Source organism: Prauserella muralis (assembly GCF_003202285.1).
GTDB lineage: Bacteria > Actinomycetota > Actinomycetes > Mycobacteriales > Pseudonocardiaceae > Prauserella_B > Prauserella_B muralis.
This window is the reverse complement of the sequence record NZ_MASW01000016.1, coordinates 1-18,724: the sequence shown is the minus strand read 5'-3', so window position 1 is coordinate 18,724 and position 18,724 is coordinate 1. Positions and strand designations below refer to the sequence as shown.

The following is an 18,724-nucleotide window of genomic DNA, read 5'->3' as shown; positions in this document are numbered from 1 at the left end:
GGAAAGTGTGGTGAACGAGACCCTCTTCGTGCAGCTGCTCGACCTGGCCTGCGGCGGCCTGCTGCTGACCGCGGTGCTCGTGCTCTGGCGCCGGGAACTCGTGGTGATCATTCACGTGTTCGCGGTGCAAGGCGCCGCGCTCGCCGCGCTCGTCGGGGTGCTGGCCGTGCACGAGGACTCGATCGAACTGGGCGCGGTCGCGGCCGGCGTGCTCGTGCTGCGCGCGGGTGTGCTGCCGTATCTGCTGCGGCGGGCTCTGGCGAGTGCGGGCGAAGCACGGCGGGAGACCCGGCCGTTGGTCAACGTCGCCGCCTCGTTGCTGACGGCCGCAGTGCTGACGCTGCTGGCCTACGCGGTATCCCGGCCGCTGGTGGAACTGGCGCCATCCGGGCTGATGTCACCGGCCACGCAAGCGATCCCGATCGGGCTGACCGTGGTGCTCATCGGGTTCTTCGTGCTGGTCACCCGACGCCGTGCGCTGTCCCAGCTGGTGGGTTTCCTGTTGATGGACAACGGCATCACCGCGGTCGGGTTCCTCACCACCTCCGGGGTCGGGCTGATCGTCGAGCTCGGCGTCTCGCTGGACGTGCTGCTGGCGGTGCTGGTGCTGCAGATCCTCACCGCCCGGATGCGGGAGACGTTCGGCGATACCGACCTGGATGAGCTCCGGGAGTTGCGCGACTGATGATCACCTTGCTGGCTCCCATCATCGTGCCGGTCCTCGGCGCGCTCGGCTACGTCGTGGCCGGCTGGCGGCGGTCGACGGCCTGGGTCAGCGCCGGCAGCGCCGTCCTCGTGCTGGCCACCGCGATCGCTACCGCCCTCGATGTCGCCCGGTCCGGCCCGCGCACCGCGATCGCGGGGTTGCTGCGGGTGGACGCGTTGTCGGCGTTCATGCTCATCGTGATCGGGGCGGTCGCCCTCCTGGCCACGATCGCGACCCCGGCGTTCCTGCGGGCCGAGATCACAGCCGGGCGGGCCACCGCACGGACCGCCACCCGGCACAGCGTGCTCGTCCAACTCTTCCTGGCCGCGATGGCCCTGGCCGTGCTGGCCGCGAACCTCGGCGTGGTGTGGGTGGCGATCGAGGCCACCACCATCGTGACCGCCTTCCTGGTCGGACAGCGCCGCACTCGCGCCGCGGTCGAGGCGGCCTGGAAATACGTGGTGATCTGCTCGGCCGGGATCGCCCTGGCCTTGTTGGGCACCATCGTGCTCAACTACGCCGCCTCCCGCGCCCCCGGCGGCGCAGTCGGCCTGGACCTCGCGGCGCTCGCCGCGAACGCCTCCATGTTGGACTCTGGCGTCACCCGGATCGCGGTCGTGCTGTTGATCCTGGGGTTCGGCACCAAGGCGGGGCTTGCGCCGCTGCACGCGTGGCTGCCGGACGCTCACTCGCAGGCCCCGGCGCCGGTGTCCGCGCTGATGTCCGGGGTGCTGCTGTCGGTCGCGTTCTACGCGATCCTGCGGGTCAAGGTGATTGCCGACGGCGCGCTCGGGACCGGGTTCGCCCGCACCGCCCTGGCCGTGATGGCGATCGCCTCCCTGCTGGTGGCCGCGTCGCTGCTGCTGGCGCAGCGGGACTACAAGCGGATGCTGGCGTATTCCAGCATCGAACATCTCGGCCTGGTCGCCCTCGGTGCCGCGATCGGCGGCCCGCTCGCGCTCGCGGCGGTGTTGCTGCACATCCTCGGGCACGGCCTGGCCAAGGGGGTGCTGTTCCTCGGTGCCGGGCGGATCCTGCAGGTCACCGGCACCAGCCGCATCGGAGATGACCAAGGCGGCGTCCGCGGCTTGGCGGCGCGGCACCCGGTCCTGGCGGGCTGTGTCGGGGTGGGCGTGCTGGCGCTGATCGGACTGCCCCCGTTCAGCCTGTTCGCCAGCGAGCTGGGCATCGCCCGCGCCGGGTTCGCCGCCGGAATGGGCTGGGTGACCGCCGCCGCACTGATCCTGGTGCTGGTGATCGCCGCTGTGCTGGTCGGTCACACCAGCCGCATGCTGCTCGGCACTCCACCCGATGGCCCCGGCGCGGCCACCACGACGCGGCACCTGCCGTGGCCCACCGCAATCGCGTTGGTGGGCGGGCTGCTGGCGTGCGCCACGCTGGGCGTCACCGCCGGGCCGTTGTCTTCCCTGCTGCACCTGGCCGCCGACACCTTGGTGGGGGCACGATGACAACACCACCGACCACGCCGCACACACCCGCGCTCGGCGATCCGGTCGGCGAGCACCGCACCGCGCTGACCGTCGCTTCCGGCGATCTGGTGGAGCACGCTCGTTCCCTGCTGGATCAGGGCTACCGGGTTGCGCTGGTCGCCGGCCACGACGACGGTGACCGGTTGCGTGCGGTGTACCTGTTCACCGCTGCCGACCCGGATCGACGTGTCGAACTCCATGTCCCGCTGGACAAGGCGGCGCCGCGGCTGCCGAGCCTGGCCGCCCTGTCCTTCCCCGCCGGCCGGTTCGAGCGGGAGATGCGCGACCTGTTCGGCATCGTGCCGGTCGATCACCCGCTGCCGAGGCGACTGGTCCGCCACTTCCACTGGCCCCAGGGCTGGTACCCGATGCTGGCCGACGCGGGTGATCCGCCGGAGTTCGGCGACGTCGACGGTCCGTATCCCTTTAGGACAGTGGAAGGTCCTGGAGTGTATGAGATCCCGGTCGGCCCGGTCCATGCCGGCATGATCGGACCCGGTCATTTCCGGTTCTCCGTGGTCGGCGAGACCATCCTCAACCTCAAGGTCCGGCTGTGGTTCGTCCACAGAGGAATCGAGAAGCTGTTTCAGGGCCGCCGTCCTGCCGATGCGGTTGAGTTGGCCGAGCGCGTCAGCGGCGACACCACCGTCGGGCACACGCTCGCGTTGTGTCTGGCGATCGAGGACGCCTGCCGGCACCCGGTGTCCGGGCACACCCAACGGATCCGCACGATTCTGCTGGAGCTGGAACGGCTCTACAACCACATCACCGACATCGGCGCACTGTGCAACGACGTCGGCTACGGCATCCTCAACGCACACGCCCAGCGCGTCAAAGAACAACTGCTGCGCATCAACGACGAGGTCACCGGGCACCGGCTGATGCGCGGCGCCATTCACCCCGGCGGCGTGACCATCGCCGCCCTGCCGGACCTGGGCCGTCTGACCGCGATCGGCGCGGACATCGCCGAGATCGTCGCCCTCGCGCTGGGCAACACCGTGGTCGCCGACCGGTTCACCGGTACCGCGGTGCTCACCCCGACCCAGGCCGCGGACCTGGGCACGCTCGGGTACGTCGCCCGTGCCAGCGGCCTGACCACTGATGCCCGCCACGACCACCCGTTCCTGGCCGAGGACTTCCGCCGCACCGAGCACACCCGCACCGACGGCGACGTGCTGGCCCGGTTCCTGGTCCGCGCCGAGGAGATCACCTACTCGCTCGGACTGATCACCAGCCTCGTCCAGACCGTGAGTGGACAACTGACAACCGCGGCGACGACGCCGACCGAACCCCGTCCCGGCCAGTCGTCCGGGGTGGGCATCGTCGAGGGCTGGCGCGGCACCATCGTGCATCGCGTCGAACTCGCCCCCGACGGCACGCTGACCCGCGTGAAGATCGTCGACCCGAGCTTCTTCAACTGGCCCGCGCTCCCGGTCGCGCTGGCCGACACGATCGTCCCGGACTTCCCGCTGACCAACAAGAGCTTCAACCTCTCCTACGCCGGCAACGACATGTAGCGACACACGGCCGCCACATGTGGCCCTTCTCGCACGATCCAGCAGTTGCGAAGTTCTTTAAGTGTGCAGATGATGTATTCGTCATCGAGTTGGAGTGGTGCCGTGTCGCGCCCGAGGAACGTGAGGACGATGAGCGAGTTCGAAGCGGTGCTGCGCGGCCAGGTCGCGGACGGTCTGAAGACGCTGGACCAGGCTCGGCGAGCCGGCCACGACTACGAGGTCCATCTGCACGGTGCGCGGATCCGGGACCTGCTCGACATGGCCGCCCGGCACGGCATCGACACCGGCGAGTGGGTGGATCCGGCCGTGCTGGAATCCGCGACCCTCGGGGACTGACTATGGGCGTGCCGCTGGAGCAGGCGAAGTCCGAACTGTTTCGCGCGCTGGGGCACCCGGTGCGCATCCGGGTGCTCGAACTGCTCGACGACGGCCCCAAGACGGTGCGGCAGTTGCTGGATGTGATCGCGATCGAGGCATCCCGGCTGTCCCAGCAGTTGGCGATCCTGCGCCGCACCGGACTGGTCGTCGCGCAACGCGACGGCAACACCGTGGCGTACTCGCTGAGTACCGCCGAGGTGACCGATCTGTTGCGGACAGCACGGCAGGTCTTGGCCCATCGGACGCTCGGGCAGGGTCGGCTGCTGGCGGAACTGCGCCTGGAGCATGCCTCGTGACCGCTCACGCACGATCGGATCGCATGGTGGCGGTGGTGAGCGATGGCGGCGCCGTTGCCGACGGCGCCGCGGCGCAGTCGATCGTGCGCCGGTACGCGACGCTGATCGACCACCTCGCCGGATTGCCGGTCCGCGTGCTGAGCCCGGATGCCGGTGGCGCGCAGCACGTCGAGGCCGAACTGCGTGACCTTCCGCCCGACGTCGGTGCGATCTTCCTGCCGCACGCGCGGCCCGAGTTCGCGTGTCAGGTGCGGGCGCTGACGGGTGGGCGGCCCGTCCTGACCGATCAGGACACCACCGCGATCGCCCTCACGGCGGCGCTGCTGACCACTCTGAGCCGCGCCAGCCGCGTGCCCCGGGCCAGCAAGGTCGTGATCGCCGGTGCGGACACCCTGCCGATCCTGGGCCCGCTGTTGATGGTCTGCGGGGTCGGCGACATCACCACCTGGAACCCTGCCGACGCGCTCGCCTTCCCGTTGCGGCGCGTCGCCGCGGGAGCGCATGTCGTCGTCGACCTCCTCGACGGTACGGCCGACCTGGAGTCGCTCGCCGCGCATGCCACACCGACGGTGCTCGCACCGGAGAGCGGACGCGATCCGCTCCTCGCGCTGCCTGGCTTGCTCCGCGCACTCACCCACATCCCTGGCGCGCGCCTGGACGTCGAGGTCCACCACGCCTGTGCGCTCGCGCTGGTGATGGCCACCCCACCCGACGAGCGCTTACCGGCTGGACCGGACCCGGCTCTCGCCGACCAAGTCGCCGACGCCGCGACTCGGGCACTCCGCCAGCCCACTCACCGCCCTTTCGACACCAGTTTCGGCTGACCGGCCCACCAGCGCCGGAGCATCCGCAGGGAGACGACCATGACCGCAGCCACCATTCCCGGCTTGGACCAGGCACCCACCACCCACCAGCGCCTGCTGACCTGGGTCCGCCAGGTCGCCGAGCTGACTACCCCGGAGAAGGTGGTGTGGTGTGACGGCTCGGCCGAGGAGTGGCGGACGTTGACCGACAAGCTGGTCGATGCCGGGACCTTCGTGCGGCTGGAGAAGAAGTTCAACTCGTTCTGGTGCGCTTCGGACCCCAACGACGTCGCCCGCGTCGAGGAGCGCACGTTCATATGCTCGCGCGATGAGGCCGACGCGGGGCCGACCAACAACTGGATGGACCCGGTCGACATGAAGGTCGTCATGACCGAGCACTACAGGGGCAGCATGGCCGGCCGCACCATGTACGTGATCCCGTTCTGCATGGGACCACTCACCGCCGAGAAACCCATGCTCGGGGTGGAGATCACCGACTCCGAGTACGTCGTGGTGTCCATGCACATCATGACCCGCATGGGCACCAAGGCCCTGGCGCTGTTCGGTGAGGACGCGGAGTTCGTGCGCTGCCTGCACTCGGTCGGCGCCCCGCTCAAGCCGGGCCAGAAAGACGTGCCGTGGCCGTGCGACACGACGAAGTACATCACCCAGTTCCCCGAGGAACGGATGATCTGGAGCTACGGCTCCGGCTACGGCGGCAACGCCCTGCTCGGCAAGAAGTGCTACTCACTGCGCATCGCTTCGGTCATCGCCCGCCAGGAAGGCTGGCTGGCCGAGCACATGCTGATCCTCAAACTCACCTCGCCCGAGCAGAGGGTGCACTACATCGCCGCCGCGTTCCCCAGTTCGTGCGGCAAGACCAACCTGGCCATGCTGGAGCCCAGCATCCCCGGCTGGAAGGTCGAGACCCTGGGCGACGACATCGCCTGGATGCGCTTCGGCGAGGACGGACGGCTCTACGCGGTCAACCCAGAGAACGGGTTCTTCGGTGTCGCTCCCGGCACCGGGTGGAAGACCAACCCCAACGCGATGCGCACCCTGTACCAAGGCAACTCGATCTTCACCAATGTGGCGCTCACCGACGACGGCGACGTCTGGTGGGAGGGCTACTCCGAGGCACCGCCCGACCACCTCACCACGTGGAAACGTGAACACTGGACGCTGGCCAGCGACGAGTTCACCTCCCACCCCAACTCCCGCTACTGCACCCCGATCGCGCAATGCCCCATCACGGCGCCCGAATGGGACGACCCGAACGGTGTACCGATCTCCGCGATCTTCTTCGGCGGCCGGCGGGCCACCACTATCCCGCTCGTGGTCGAGTCCCGAGACTGGCAACACGGCGTGTTCCTGGGCGCCACCCTCTCGTCGGAGACCACGGCCGCGGCGACCGGTCAGGTCGGTGTCGTACGGCGGGATCCAATGGCGATGCTGCCGTTCATCGGCTACCACGCCGGGGATTACTTCCAGCACTGGATCGACACCGGCAAACACGCCGACACCGCGAAGCTGCCGAAGATCTTCTACGTCAACTGGTTCCGCCGCGGCGAGGACGGCCGCTTCCTTTGGCCGGGGTTCAGCGAGAACGCCCGCGTGCTCAAGTGGGCCATCGAACGCATCGAAGGCCACGGCACCGCGTTCCACACCGCGATCGGGTACGTGCCTGGAGCGAGCGCCCTTGATCTGGACGGACTGGACACGCCGATCGAGGACATCCAGGCCGCCCTCAAGGTCGACCACGACGAGTGGCAGGCCGAGATCCCGCTGATCGAACAGTGGTTCGCCACGATCGGTGACAAGCTGCCCAGTTCGCTGCATGACGAACTCGAAGCGCTCAAACACCGTCTCGCCTGAACCGCACGCCGGTGGCAGGCCGCGACATAGGCCCCACCACCGGCAACGCGAGCACCATGGGAGTCAGCACGTCGGGATCGGCACGGGCGGCGGAGGTGAGGCACATGACGCTTCCGGTGATCTGCCTGCGGATCGTGGTCCTGCATACCGAGGCCGACGTCTGGTGTGAGGTTTGCGACGCGGCCTGCGCAGCCATCGTCACCTACGTGGTCGAGGAAGCCGACTCCCCGCCCAGCGCCATGCACCGGCTCACCTGGTGCGAGACCTGCGAGCGCCACCAGCTCCGCTGACCCGGCTCGGCGACTCCGCCGCGCCGTCCACCAGCTCGTACCCGGTTACCAGCTCGGGGTGGATGCGGATGACCTGGTCCATCTCGCCGCTCACCCACGGACGCAGCAGCCGCTCGTAGCGCGCCACGTCGCCCGCGTCCCTGATGAGTCGGGCGTAGCCGGTCACGATCACGCTCCACCCCAGATGCTCCCGCTCGTCGATCGCGTCGGCCTGGTAGGCCACAACCTGCCCGACCACCGACAGCACCGCCGCGCCCAGGTGCGTCCGGATGATGACCGCGCCGTTGTCGACGAGATGGTTCACCGGCCTCGCGGCCGGCAGCGCGTTCTGTGAGAACACCACCCTGCCGAAGGACACGCTGCCCAGCAGCCGAAGCGACTCCTCCTTCGTCAGCTCCTTCAGCTGACGCGGCTCATTACCCACCGTCCCGCTCCGGGGCGATCAAGCCGTAGTGGCCGTCGTAACGCCGATACAGCACAGCGCCCCGGCCGGTGGCGGTGTCACGGAAGAACCGGAATGGCAACTCCGTGGCATCCAGTCGCTGCACCGCCTGTTCCGGCGTCAACTCCGGCACCGGATGCACATTGATCGTCAGCGGCACCGACGTCGGCGCCGACGGCGGCGCCACCCTCGACACGCGAGCAAGCCGGTAGCCGGTCGGGCCGACCCGGTAGATCACGCTGTCCTGCCCGGTCTCGGCATCGACGAACAGGTGGAAGTCGTAGTCCATCACGTCCATCACCAGTGCCGCACGATCCGGCGTGCACTCCTCCAGCGGATGACACTTGCACCGCGCGATCTCGCGCTGCCCGACCGGGCGCGGCACCGGGACGATGCGCGACCCGCCCTCCGCAGGCCACGCCCTCGGCACATTTGGGCTGGCCAACCGTGCCACCTGCGCACCCAACCGCGCCCGCACATACCGGCTCGCTTCCTGGACAAACCTTGCCGCCACCTGGGCCCGGATTGGTTGCCCATCCAGCACCAGGTTGGCCTGCACGAGCGCCGGCCACGGCACGCTCGGACGGGTCAACACCGTGAGCTTGAGCCTGGCGGACGTCAACGGCTCTCGCAGGCGCCGGGCAAAGGCCGCGATCTGCCTGCGCGCGTACTCACGCGCACCATCCAGCACCTCACCCACGGTCTGCACCACGATGGCATCGCGCGCTATCCCCTGGCCCAACCCAGACCTCCCGCTGTCCTGACAGCCACGCCACAAGCGGCCCATCACTTGCATGCCTTGCTAGTTGCGAAATTCTGCAATCGCGACAATTTTCGGCTGTGCTGCTCCGATCGGCTAGGGCACAAAGTCCCTTGTGATCAGGCCAGCAGCCCGTCGGACTCTGACGATGCCCACGTCCGAGCCGCCGCTCGATGTAGCTGGAGCCGGTCGCAACGATCCTGCTCTGCGCAGGGCGTCGGCATCCGTGCATATTTGCACGGTCATGAACAGACAACGGCCGCGCTAGGTGTTTCCACCTCTGGTAGTTGGCGGCCGTCGGCCAGCGAGGTCGGTCACCCCGGCTTGGCGCTGGAGTTGGTCCCGCAGGCGGGCGTTCTCGGTGGTGAGCATCCGCAGGTGCTCTTCGTAGATTTCCACGTGCTTGCGCAGGTTGTCGTTCTCGTTCCGCAGGCGCCGCAGTGCACGGTCTCGGTCGTCGTCGGATCGGACCGGCCGGTGTCGTTTCCGCTCGTCGGTGTGCTGTTGCTGGGCGGCGTCCAGCATGGCTTCCGCGGCTGCGGCGAAGTGCCGGTAGAAGGTGGTGCGGTTGAGGTCGAACCGTTTGGCCAGGGCGGTGACCGTCGGGTAGGCCCCGCCCTCGCGCTGGGCGGCGAGCAGTTCCTCGGCCGCTGCGCGGACCTGGTCTTCGCTGGGCAGTGACCTGGTGCTCACCGAACCTCCTCGGAGCCGCTGACGGCGTCGACAGCCTTGTGCTGCCCCGGAATGCACCGCTGATCGGGGTGCTGCTGGGGATCGTGGCCGGCGGCGGCCAGCAGCGCGGCCAGGTCGCAACGCTGCTGTTCGAGCCGGTGCGCGACGTAGGGCGCCAGAACCTCAGATGACTCCAGGATGGTGTCCAGAGTGGACAACTGGGTGGCGAGGGCGGCCAGGTTGTCTGGCGTCAACGCGACGTTGCGGCACCGCAACGGCTGACAATCACCGAGGTCCGGCAGCGCGGTTCTTCCGTCCAGGGCGAGCTTGCGTCGGCACAGCGCCTTGGCGGGGTTGTGCACGCACGTGACGAACTCTCCGAAATAGATCTTCGGGTCGTCCCGTTTCATGATCTTGGCGAGGCGTTTCGGGTCGGTGACCACGGAGCCGGCGTAGGCGACCTTGCGGCCGAACTCGGCCAGCCGGGCCTGCGCTTCTCCGGCGGCGGGGCCGCGCAGGTCGTGGTGTTCGTGGCCGTCGATCATGGCCAGCAGGCGCTCGCCGCGTTCGAGGGTCTGCTCGGCCTCGACCTCGGCGCGGAACCCGGAGTCGGAGGTTCCGGCGTAGCCCTCGAACATCTGGATGCTGTGGTGTCGGTACTGGATCGCCCCGGCGATGGACCCACCGGGACGGCGGGCGATGAACCACGCCAGGGTGCGGCGGAACTGGCTGGTGGACAGCATCCACCGTTGCTTGCGCACCAACGGGATAATGTCGGGCAGGTCGTGGGCGCCGCAGTAGGTGTTGATCCAGTCGACGAACGCGTTGAGCACCCGGTTGGTCGCGGTCGTGGTCTGCGGATCGCCGGCGTCGCCGTAGCGGTACCCGGCGGAGCCGGGCAGCGGCGCGAACAGAAAGTCCACCTCGGGTGGCTGGAGCTGTTCGAGCACGGCGACAGCGTGCTCGACCGTCTCGGAGACCACCCAGGTCGCCCGGACCCCGGTCGGCGTGCCCTCGCCCTTGAACGCCTGGCTGGTGACCACGCGGCGCACGACAGCGCCGTCGCGGTCGCGTTTGCGGGTCAGGCAGCCGCGGCGCATGTGCTTGACCTCGCTGTCCCGCATCCCGGACAGGTAGGCGATCACCACGTAGCAGGCGGCGGCCAGCATCCGGGTCAGCGTCGGGACGTCGGCGAACCGGATACGGGCCAGCCACGGCCGACCGTGCACCTGGGCGCGGACCGGGGTGATGAGGTAGGTGTCGTCGGCGATCCCGAGTTCGGCCACTGCCTCGCTGATCATCGCGCTGGTGGTGGGATAGCGAAACGCGGACCGGTACCGGCCGATCTGGCGGGCCAGGTGGTGCTCGTTGACCTGCCCGTCGGCGTTACCGGGCAACGGCCGACCGGCGGCGCGGTAGTTGGCCAGCAGCGTGCGCAGCCGTTCCCGAGTCTCGGCCCGCTTGGCCCGGTCGATGATCGGTGGCTGTCCGCGGCGTCCCAGTGCGCTGCGCCGCCGCCCCTCAATGTACAGCGGCCACCATTCGGCACGGGCGGCCACCACGTCCGGGGCGAAGTCGCTGACCCACCGCAGCGCCCACACCAGCAGCGGGCTGATCACCTGTTCGGGGATACGGTCGGTGCGGTTCTCGCTGCGACGGGCCGGTTTGGAGTTGTCGCTGGTCCACTCCTCGATCCGCGATGGATCCAGCGGCAGAGCGTCACTGTGCAGGACATGACGGTAGAGCCAGAACGCCCGCACCGCGCCTCGGTGCGCGCCGCGCTGGCTGGGACCGAGGTCTTGAGACTGGAGCCAGTGGTGGAAGGCGAGCAGGTCGTCGGCCGTGACGTCGGCTAAGGCCCGAATGCCGCGCCGGTCGGCCCACCAGAGGAACTTCTTCACCTGGGTGAACCGTCCGCGGATCGAGCCCAGCGAGCTGCGGGTCTCCCCCGGTGGGGGTTCGCCGGCCAGCAGGGCGTAGAATAGTTCCTTGGCGACCGGGCGGAACGCCGCCGGCAGAGTGGGGAAGTTCAGGATCCACCGTCGGGTGTGGACCTGATGGTTGGCCGCGTCGAGGTCCCACACGTCGTCGGCGAACCGGGACGTGCCATCCAGGTCGGTGCCGGGGCGCAGGGGGCGGGTGGCCAGGACCGGGGCGTCCGGGGGCACCGGCCCGCCGCGACGGGGCGCGGCTGCGGCGCTGGTCACGTGTTCTCCTTCGGTCCGTCGATGACGTCCAGCAGGGCGGCCAGGCCCACGGTGGGTGGGGCCTGGTCCCATTCGGCGGGGCTGAACTTGGGGCGGATGTGCTGGGTGATGGCCAGCCAGGTCAGGCCGTGCCGCTGCCACCAGGTCGCCAACTCCATCGCCTCGCGCCGCGTCAGCAGCCAGTCCAGCAGTGCCTTCAGCCGGGGGATGTGCGCGTGAGTGACCAGCGCGTTCTCACAGGCCAGGCAGGTCAGAAACGACACCGAGCACCGCTTGCCGCCGTCGAACGGGCCGTGCTCGATGTCCGCGCAGGCCGCGACCACGGTGTCCAGCCGCCCCGCCAGCAGGTGTTCGGCGGTCTCCTGCGAGACCCCCAATCGGTGGGCGGCCTCGGCCGGTTCGGGCAACTGGCCCTGCGCGGTGGCCAGCACACGGGCGTGCGCGGCCCTGGCGTCCCGCTCGGCGTCGGCCAGCGCCGCGGTGACCACCTCGCCGGCCCACTCCCGCACCGAGGCGTCACCCCGCAGGTAGTTGGAGAACAGCACCGGGAAGGTGTTGCTGCGTGTCGAGGAGGGCAGGTGGCCGCCGGCGGCGCGGGTGTTGCGCACGTCCACCGTCTTCTTCAGCAGCGGCAGGTTGATCCGCAAGCGGTCGCCGTTGTCGTCGATGAGGTTGTGCTGGTGCCGGGCCTGCCATTTCTTGAACGAGTTGCCGCGGTGCAGCCGCCGGTCGTACGCGCCGATGTGGCCGTTGCGCCACACCCAGATCGACCACAACGAGTCGGTGCCGGAAAACGACCGGCCCAGCCGGGTCATCTCCTCGATCAACAGATAGAGCCCGCCGGAGGTCTGCAACCGCGCGCTGGGCTTGCCGATCTCCCAGTGCCCGGTGTCGAACATGCGGCTGGGCCCGCGGCGCCGCTTGACCAGCCCGACCCGCACCGCCTTGCCCTCCAGGACCTCGTGGTCGGCCGACAGGTCCTTGATGGTCTCGGCGTTGCGACCCGACAACCCGACCGCCAGCGTCAGCAACGGCGGGATGTCGCGGTCGAGCAGGAACAGGTACCCGGCCAGCTCCAGCATCGCCGCACGGTCCCGCAACCCGGAATTCGGGTGCGGCATCCGGATGATCGGCACCTCGCCCGTAACCCTGATCTGCGCCAGGGTGGCGGCCAGCTTCTGTTGCTCGACGTCCAGCGAGTCCGGATCGTGCTCGTAGTCGGTGAGCAGCCGCCGACCGGTGGCCAGGCGCTCGCGGATGGCCGCGACGTCCGACCGGGCCGTTGCCATGATCAGGTCGAACTCGCGGTCGGAATACCCGCTGGGCGGTGGCGGTTTCGGGGTCGTCAAGGGCCGACGCCGGTTCAACCAGGCGTGGACCTCCTCGCTGATCAGCTCTGGCGGGCGCACCTCGCGCAGCACCTTGCGGATCTGCCAGATCTCCAAGGTCAGCGTCCGCTCGTTGACCGAACCGAGCCGGTCCATCCGGTAGCGGTCCAGGTGCCGCGCGGTCAGCTCGGCCAGGGCCGCGGGCGGCTGGGCCATGCGCTTCAGCGACCGCAGAAACTGCTTGAGCGCGCTCCACGCTCCCTCCGCGGTGGACCGCGTGCGACAGCTTCCCTGCGGGCCACAGACCACGGCGAACGCCTCCGCCAGCGGCGGATGCAGGTGTGGCATTGGCCAGTCGGCGAACCGGAACACGTCGTTGCGGCCGTCCTCGCCCTCGAACAGCACCTCCAGCCCCGAGCCGGGTGCGCTGCGCACCAACGGCTCCGGCTCGTAGGCGCCTTCCGGACGCGCGGCAAACCGGCTCCGGCCCGTGGTCGGTCGCCGGCGGCTCGTGCTCACCGGACCACCAGCCCGGCCTGGGCGTATGCCTCGTCAGCGGCCTCACGTTCCAGTTCGCCGGAATCCAGTCCGGCCGGCTCCCACTCGTCGGGCACCAGCGCCAGCCGTGTCTCCATCTCCAACTCCTGCAACGTGTGCAGGTAGGTGAAGGTGGACTCCAACGACCGGTGCCCGAGCCGGCGTCGTACCCAGTCCTGCGGGTCACCGAAGACCTGCTCGTAGGACGTTCGCTGGGCGGGACTCATCCTGGCCAACTCACGGATGTGCTCTCGCTGCAACTGCTCCAGCGTGACCACCGCGAACGAATGCCGCAGCAGGTGCGGATGACACCGCAGTGCCACCCCGTGCCGCACGCACCGGTCGTTGGCGTCCTGGAACATCGACTTCCACGTGCCCGGCATGACCGGCAGGCCGTCCTCGGTCAGCCACAACGCCGCCGGTTCCAGCAGCCCGTCCTCACCTCGGATGAACAACCGGCGCCGCTCGCGGTGTCCCAGCGACTCCACCGCGACCCGGCGGCCACCGGACCGGCGCGGCGGCAGCGACGCCCGCTGCGGGTCCTCGACGACCAGCGGATCGGCCACCCGGTCGTAGATCCCGCGTTCCCGCGCCCGCTCCACCACCTCAGCCCGGTCGAACCGAATGTAGTCCCACACATCCCGCAGCACCGAAGCCGCGATGTAGATCCGGCGGCCCGACCCGCCCTTGGCGATCGCCACCGGCAACCGGGTCGGCACGTACGCCCGCCCCAGATCCACCTCCGGCACCTCGAACAGCGACAGGCTCGACTGTTCCGACAACCGCAGCCCGGTGCGCACCATCAGGTCGCAGAACGTCGCATTACGGGAGGCAAGCCGACCCTTGAACGACCCGTCCCGCACTCCTGTCGGCAGATAGCCGCGCACCCCCACATCCCGCCAGCGTCGATACGACGCTGGCGGCAACCAGCCCGCCTCCGCCTTGCGGCCATCGCGCGGTGCCTCCGCTGGCGTCTCCTGCCCAGACCGTGCTCGGCCCGGCCGCGACCGCGCCGGACGCTGCACGACGGGGTTCTGCTCGACCAGCCCCCGGCGCACCGCCCACTTGTAGAACTGGTTCACCGTGGCCACGCACCGCCCCCACGTCGACCCCGCCACTCGTGGCCCGTTCGGATCGGTCCGGCGCCACCGCTTGTACGCCGCCCGATCCTCCGGCGTGGCATCCGTCCACGTCCGACTGCCGACAGGTTTCCGGTGGCACCACAGGAAAGTCAGAAAATCCGCCAGGTCGTAGGCGATCGCCGCCAAGGTGTGCTCCGAGGCGTCCACCATATCCGCCTGCAGGAAGTACCGGTTCAACGCGAGGTCGTAGCGACCGTCCGGCGCGATCAGGCACGGCACCCGGTCCGGAATGTCCTCATCATCCAGCCACCGGTCCAGCACCTCCACCGGCGGCAACCCCCGAAGCACCTCCCGCGGCTCCTGCGGCACGGGCAAGTTCCGACGCGTGAAGTGCACTCTCCAGCCCAAGATCGGCATCGACCCACCCTACTCTGAACAGTGTTCGGCCCTACATAAGCCAGACAGACGTACTCGTCGATGATGTGCTGCGCCGCTTCGGTTGGCAGCGCGGCGGGAGCGTCCGGCCGCCTGTGTAAGTGATCGTGGCGGTCATGGGGCGGGGATCCGCCCTTCGAATAGATGGTGAACGCTTGCAGTACTTGTTTCCAGCCCGATGTTCGGATGCCGATGTTCGGCGTGCGGTAGTCCTCGAGGTTGCGGACGGCGAGGTAGAGCACCTTCAGCGCGGCCTGCTCGGACGGGAACTGGCCACGGTTGCGGGTGACCTTCCGCAGTCGGGCATTGAGCGACTCGATCAGATTCGTCGTATAGATCGCCCGCCTGACCTCGGGCGGGAACGCCAGGAATGGCGTGAACTCCTGCCAGTGGGTTCGCCAGAGCCGCACGATCGCCGGGTAGCGGGTCTCCCACTGCTCGGCGAAGGCCTCCAGCGCGGCGGCGGCCGCGGCCTCGTCGCTGGCGGTGTAGATCGCCTTGAGGTCCTTGGCCAACGCCGGCCAGTACTTGCGAGACGCGTAGCGCAGCGAGGCGCGGATCAGGTGCACCACGCACAACTGCACGGTCACCTGGGGCCACACGGTGGTCGCCGCTTCCGGCAGCCCGGATAGCCCGTCGCAGCACAGGATGCACACGTCCCGCACCCCGCGGTTACGCAACTCCGCGAGCACCGACATCCAGAACTTCGCCGAAGCGCACATGTTCGCGCGAACGTGTGCGAGGTGGCGGCTGAAGTGTCATGGGTTCGGGAGCCTGGCGGTGTCGACGTGGTCGGCGAGGTAGGCGATGACGCCGTCGCTGGTCATGCCGTAAGCGGTGGCGACGAGTTTGGCGTCGACGGTGGTGACCAGGTCGGCCAGGCGGGTGGAGCGCAGGATGCGGGGCTGGATCCCGACCGGGTCGAGGGTGTGTTTGACGTAGCCGTCCGATGGCGCCGCTCGGGTGGCCTTGGTCCGCGTGGTGACCAGCAGGTGGGGGTTGCCGCTGCCCAGGTCCTGGCGGTGGTCGAGGCAACGCTGCAGCGCGGCCCAGGTCCACGGGTCTAGCGGGGTCGGCCGGGGGCGGCGGCCGATCCGCACGGTCCGGCCGTGGTGGTCGATCGCTTCGTCGGTGAGGTCGCAGATCTCGCTGGTGGTGGCGCCGTGCAGCAGCGCGAGCAGCCCGACGAGCGCCTCGTGCGGATGCACCGCTGGGTCGGTGCTCCACCGGCGGAACAGGGAGCGCTCGCGTTCCCGGGTGAGGGTGGGGCCGCGGAATCCCCAGGGCTGTGGCGCGGTCAGGGTACGGGTGGGGTCGACGAGGATCCGTCGGGTGCGGGCGGCGAAGCCGAAGAACTGCCGCAGGCCGCCGAGGTGCGAGGCGCGTCGGCTGGGCCGGTCGGGCAGGAAGGCCTCGATGTCGGTGACGTCGACGGTGGCCCAGTCGGTCTTGCCGCGCTCGGTGTGCAGGAAGATCGCGAAGTCGCGGACGGCGTTGAGCCGGGCGTCGATGGTGGCGTGCTTGCGTGGATGGGTGGCGGCCCGGCGGGCTCGTTCCCGCTTGGCGAGGAGGTGTTCGGCGAAGGCCTCGGCGGCCGGACGCACCGGTTCGGGGATCGCTGCGATGCGGCGGCGACGCCGTCCGGCGGCGCGGCGTTCCTCCCAGTCCAGCGGCAGTGCCAGGCGGTTGCGGGTGAAGAAGTCTTCCAGCCAGCCGGCCAGCGCCGCATCGGTGTCGGCTGCGCGGTCCAGCAGCGCCTGCGGATGCACCCCGCCCGTGGCGGTCAGTTGTCGGCCGAGCCGGGTGAGCATGGCGCAGGCGCGCTGCGGGTGTAGGCGGGGCGTGAGGTAGTTCGCGAAGCCGTCCAGCCAGAGTGGCGCGTCGTCGAGGGTGTCGGCCAGGTTCGCCGCCCGCACCTGCACGCGGTGCGGCGAGCGGCTCCAGCAGCGGTGGCATCGACCGGCGCCGGTCAGCCGGGTGACCGTGCCGCAGTCGTGGCAGGCCGCCTCCGGGTTGGGTGGACGACCGGGCCGCGAACAGGGCCCGCACCAGCCGGTCGCATCCCGCAGAACTCCGCGTTTGCCGCACCGCGGACAGTCGGACTTGGCCTGCTCGCGTAGCTCGCGGCGGCGACATCGCGAGCAGAGGTCACGGCCCTTGAACAGCACCGGGGCGTCGCAGCGGCGGCAGCTGCGCGAGCACCGCACACAGCGGCCGGTCTCCGGCCGGAGGACCCGCTGCCGGCCGCAGCGGCCACAGGGGTGTTTCGCCGGCGCATTGCGGGCGGCCCAGTGACACCGCGCGCACAGGTCTCGATCAGCGCGGGCGACACCGCGCCCGCACTTGACACAGTCGCTGACCCGCACCGTCACGGCTGTGCCGCTGTCACAGCGGTGGCATCGACCGGCCGCGTCCCGCGTTCGGGTTGTCGCCGACGGCCTTGGCCTCGGGTGCGGTGGTGGTGGGTTGTTCGATCGGGGTGGTGTCGACCTCGAACAGGTCGTTCGGGGTGCAGTCCAGTGCGGTGCACAACGCGATCAACGTGGAGAGTTTGATCTGCGACGGCTGCTTGGTGAACAGCGCCGACACCGACGCCGAGGACATCTCCAGCCCGGCCTTCTCGGCCAGCAGCCGTTTGAGCTGGGCTCCGGTCCAGACCTCCCGCTGCGCGGCCGCCATCCGCAGCTTCCATCGGATCCGCATGCGCATCAGTCCCCTTCGGTCAGCTCGGTCAGCGTCGCCGAGATCGCGCGCTGGTAGGCGTCCTCGATGAACGTTTCGGAGGGACGGACGTACCGGAGAGTTGAACTCACCGTCCAGTGCCCAAGTAGCTGCTGGATGGCCACCAGGTCCACGCCGCGCTCATACAAGTGGGTCGCGCACGCCCGCCGTAGTCCGTGCGGGCTGAACCACTCCGCCTCCGGGCGTCCTTCCAGCTGCATGAGGTGGCGCAGCCGGTTGCGGATCGTGCCGGCGGCCATCCGGCCGCCGGACTCGTCGCAGAACAGCACCGGTGAGTCGGGGAACCGGCCGCGCACGTCGGTCAGGAACCAGCGCAGCACTAGGTCCAGCCCGTCCAGCATCGGCACCCACCTCGGCCGCGGCCCGGAGGTCCGGGCGCCCTTGCCGAAACGGATGTGCAGCTTGCCGAACGGTCCGCGGTGGAAGTGGGTGTCCGGCCGGTCCAGCATCACCGTCTCCTCCGACCGCACCCCGGCGTGATACAGGGTGCGGAACAGCGCGTAGTCCCGCGCGGCCGGGCCGTACTTGCGGGCGGTGGCGATGCGCTGCTTGAGGAAGTCGAAGAAGCCGGTCACCCGCTCCGGGGTCGGTGGCGCGAGCTCGGCGGTGCTGTCCTCGCCGACATGTCGGGCGGCGTTGAACTCATCGACCGGGCACCGCAACCGGATCCCGAAGGCGGCCTCGATCTCGGTGGCCTTGCGGACCTCGAGGAACCGATGGAACCCCTTGAACGCCTGCACATAGTGCCGCCGGGTCGAGCACGCCCGCCCCTGCGAGGCCAGCGACCCGACCACCCGATCAACGTCCTCGGCGGTGACCTCCCAGGCCGGGCGGCCCAGCGCCGCGAGCATCCGCTCCAGCACGCCGACGTCCTTGGTGATGGTCACATCCGAGAAACCGCGAGCCATCCACGACGCGACGAACTCCTCCACGCACTCGGCCTGGAACCGGGCCGGATCGAGCGTTCGCACCGTCGGCGCGGCCTGACCCTGGATGACCTGCAACCGACCAGCGCTCACCCGCACACCTTCCTCACGCCTGAATGATCAAGGTGGGGCCTAACAAATCAGCCCTGCGGCGCGAGAGTCAAGGAAGATCACCCAGACGGGAAAACCTCAGGCAGCAGCACATTTCCGCTCGAACGAACATGTGCCCGTCCCAAAA

The 18,724-nt window shown here is 69.5% G+C and carries 17 protein-coding genes and 1 pseudogene; 8 read left to right on the top strand and 10 right to left on the bottom strand.

The window, feature by feature from the left end:
• The first annotated feature begins 10 nt into the window (after nt 1–10).
• The 8 genes from BAY60_RS36135 (at nt 11) to BAY60_RS36100 (ending at nt 7,355) form a co-directional block, all read left to right on the top strand.
• Entirely contained in the window at nt 11–685 is a 675-nt protein-coding gene (locus BAY60_RS36135) for a hypothetical protein (RefSeq protein ID WP_112285761.1), read from the top strand.
• Complete coding sequence (locus tag BAY60_RS36130; protein ID WP_112285760.1) at nt 685–2,175, top strand: proton-conducting transporter transmembrane domain-containing protein; 1,491 nt, start codon at nt 685–687, stop codon at nt 2,173–2,175. Before BAY60_RS36135 ends, BAY60_RS36130 begins: the two co-directional genes overlap by 1 nt.
• Entirely contained in the window at nt 2,172–3,713 is a 1,542-nt protein-coding gene (locus tag BAY60_RS36125; protein ID WP_112285759.1) for a hydrogenase large subunit, read from the top strand. Before BAY60_RS36130 ends, BAY60_RS36125 begins: the two co-directional genes overlap by 4 nt.
• 129 nt (nt 3,714–3,842) lie before the next feature.
• Complete coding sequence (locus BAY60_RS36120) at nt 3,843–4,049, top strand: hypothetical protein (RefSeq protein ID WP_112285758.1); 207 nt, start codon at nt 3,843–3,845, stop codon at nt 4,047–4,049.
• Nucleotides 4,050–4,051: 2 nt separating this feature from the next.
• A complete protein-coding gene (locus tag BAY60_RS36115) occupies nt 4,052–4,387 on the top strand; it encodes an ArsR/SmtB family transcription factor (RefSeq protein ID WP_112285757.1) in 336 nt (111 codons plus the stop codon).
• 23 nt (nt 4,388–4,410) lie between these two features.
• Complete coding sequence (locus BAY60_RS36110; RefSeq protein WP_112285756.1) at nt 4,411–5,211, top strand: hypothetical protein; 801 nt, start codon at nt 4,411–4,413, stop codon at nt 5,209–5,211.
• Between the two features lie 39 nt (nt 5,212–5,250).
• Nucleotides 5,251–7,065, top strand: a complete 1,815-nt coding sequence (locus BAY60_RS36105; RefSeq protein ID WP_112285755.1) for a phosphoenolpyruvate carboxykinase (GTP) — start codon at nt 5,251–5,253, stop codon at nt 7,063–7,065.
• A gap of 104 nt (nt 7,066–7,169) precedes the next feature.
• A complete protein-coding gene (locus BAY60_RS36100) occupies nt 7,170–7,355 on the top strand; it encodes a hypothetical protein (protein ID WP_112285754.1) in 186 nt (61 codons plus the stop codon).
• Here BAY60_RS36100 and BAY60_RS36095 read toward each other — a convergent pair.
• The 10 genes and pseudogenes from BAY60_RS36095 to BAY60_RS36050 form a co-directional block, all read right to left on the bottom strand.
• Nucleotides 7,315–7,779, bottom strand: a complete 465-nt coding sequence (locus BAY60_RS36095; RefSeq protein WP_112285753.1) for a pyridoxamine 5'-phosphate oxidase family protein — start codon at nt 7,777–7,779, stop codon at nt 7,315–7,317. The two genes, BAY60_RS36100 and BAY60_RS36095, sit on opposite strands and share 41 nt — an antisense overlap.
• A complete protein-coding gene (locus BAY60_RS36090) occupies nt 7,772–8,497 on the bottom strand; it encodes a sigma 54 modulation/S30EA ribosomal C-terminal domain-containing protein (RefSeq protein WP_245992977.1) in 726 nt (241 codons plus the stop codon). The genes BAY60_RS36095 and BAY60_RS36090 overlap by 8 nt, the downstream gene beginning before the upstream one ends.
• Nucleotides 8,498–8,821: 324 nt before the next feature.
• Nucleotides 8,822–9,250, bottom strand: a complete 429-nt coding sequence (locus BAY60_RS36085) for a hypothetical protein (RefSeq protein WP_112285752.1) — start codon at nt 9,248–9,250, stop codon at nt 8,822–8,824.
• Nucleotides 9,247–11,436 carry a hypothetical protein gene (locus tag BAY60_RS36080; RefSeq protein ID WP_112285751.1) on the bottom strand — a complete coding sequence of 730 codons (2,190 nt, stop codon included), beginning with the start codon at nt 11,434–11,436 and terminating at the stop codon, nt 9,247–9,249. Before BAY60_RS36080 ends, BAY60_RS36085 begins: the two co-directional genes overlap by 4 nt.
• Nucleotides 11,433–13,283, bottom strand: coding sequence for a hypothetical protein (locus BAY60_RS36075; RefSeq protein WP_112285750.1), 1,851 nt, complete (start codon nt 13,281–13,283; stop codon nt 11,433–11,435). Before BAY60_RS36075 ends, BAY60_RS36080 begins: the two co-directional genes overlap by 4 nt.
• Nucleotides 13,280–14,731, bottom strand: coding sequence for a tyrosine-type recombinase/integrase (locus BAY60_RS36070; RefSeq protein WP_211330584.1), 1,452 nt, complete (start codon nt 14,729–14,731; stop codon nt 13,280–13,282). The genes BAY60_RS36075 and BAY60_RS36070 overlap by 4 nt, the downstream gene beginning before the upstream one ends.
• Nucleotides 14,650–15,555, bottom strand: a pseudogene (locus tag BAY60_RS37710) (IS256 family transposase); the annotation flags it as partial. The gene BAY60_RS36070 and the pseudogene BAY60_RS37710, both read right to left, overlap by 82 nt.
• A gap of 21 nt (nt 15,556–15,576) precedes the next feature.
• Complete coding sequence (locus BAY60_RS36060) at nt 15,577–16,734, bottom strand: tyrosine-type recombinase/integrase (RefSeq protein ID WP_211330579.1); 1,158 nt, start codon at nt 16,732–16,734, stop codon at nt 15,577–15,579.
• 469 nt (nt 16,735–17,203) lie between these two features.
• Nucleotides 17,204–17,521, bottom strand: coding sequence for a helix-turn-helix domain-containing protein (locus BAY60_RS36055; RefSeq protein WP_112285747.1), 318 nt, complete (start codon nt 17,519–17,521; stop codon nt 17,204–17,206).
• A gap of 5 nt (nt 17,522–17,526) precedes the next feature.
• Nucleotides 17,527–18,579, bottom strand: a complete 1,053-nt coding sequence (locus BAY60_RS36050) for a tyrosine-type recombinase/integrase (RefSeq protein ID WP_112285741.1) — start codon at nt 18,577–18,579, stop codon at nt 17,527–17,529.
• Nucleotides 18,580–18,724: the final 145 nt, after the last annotated feature.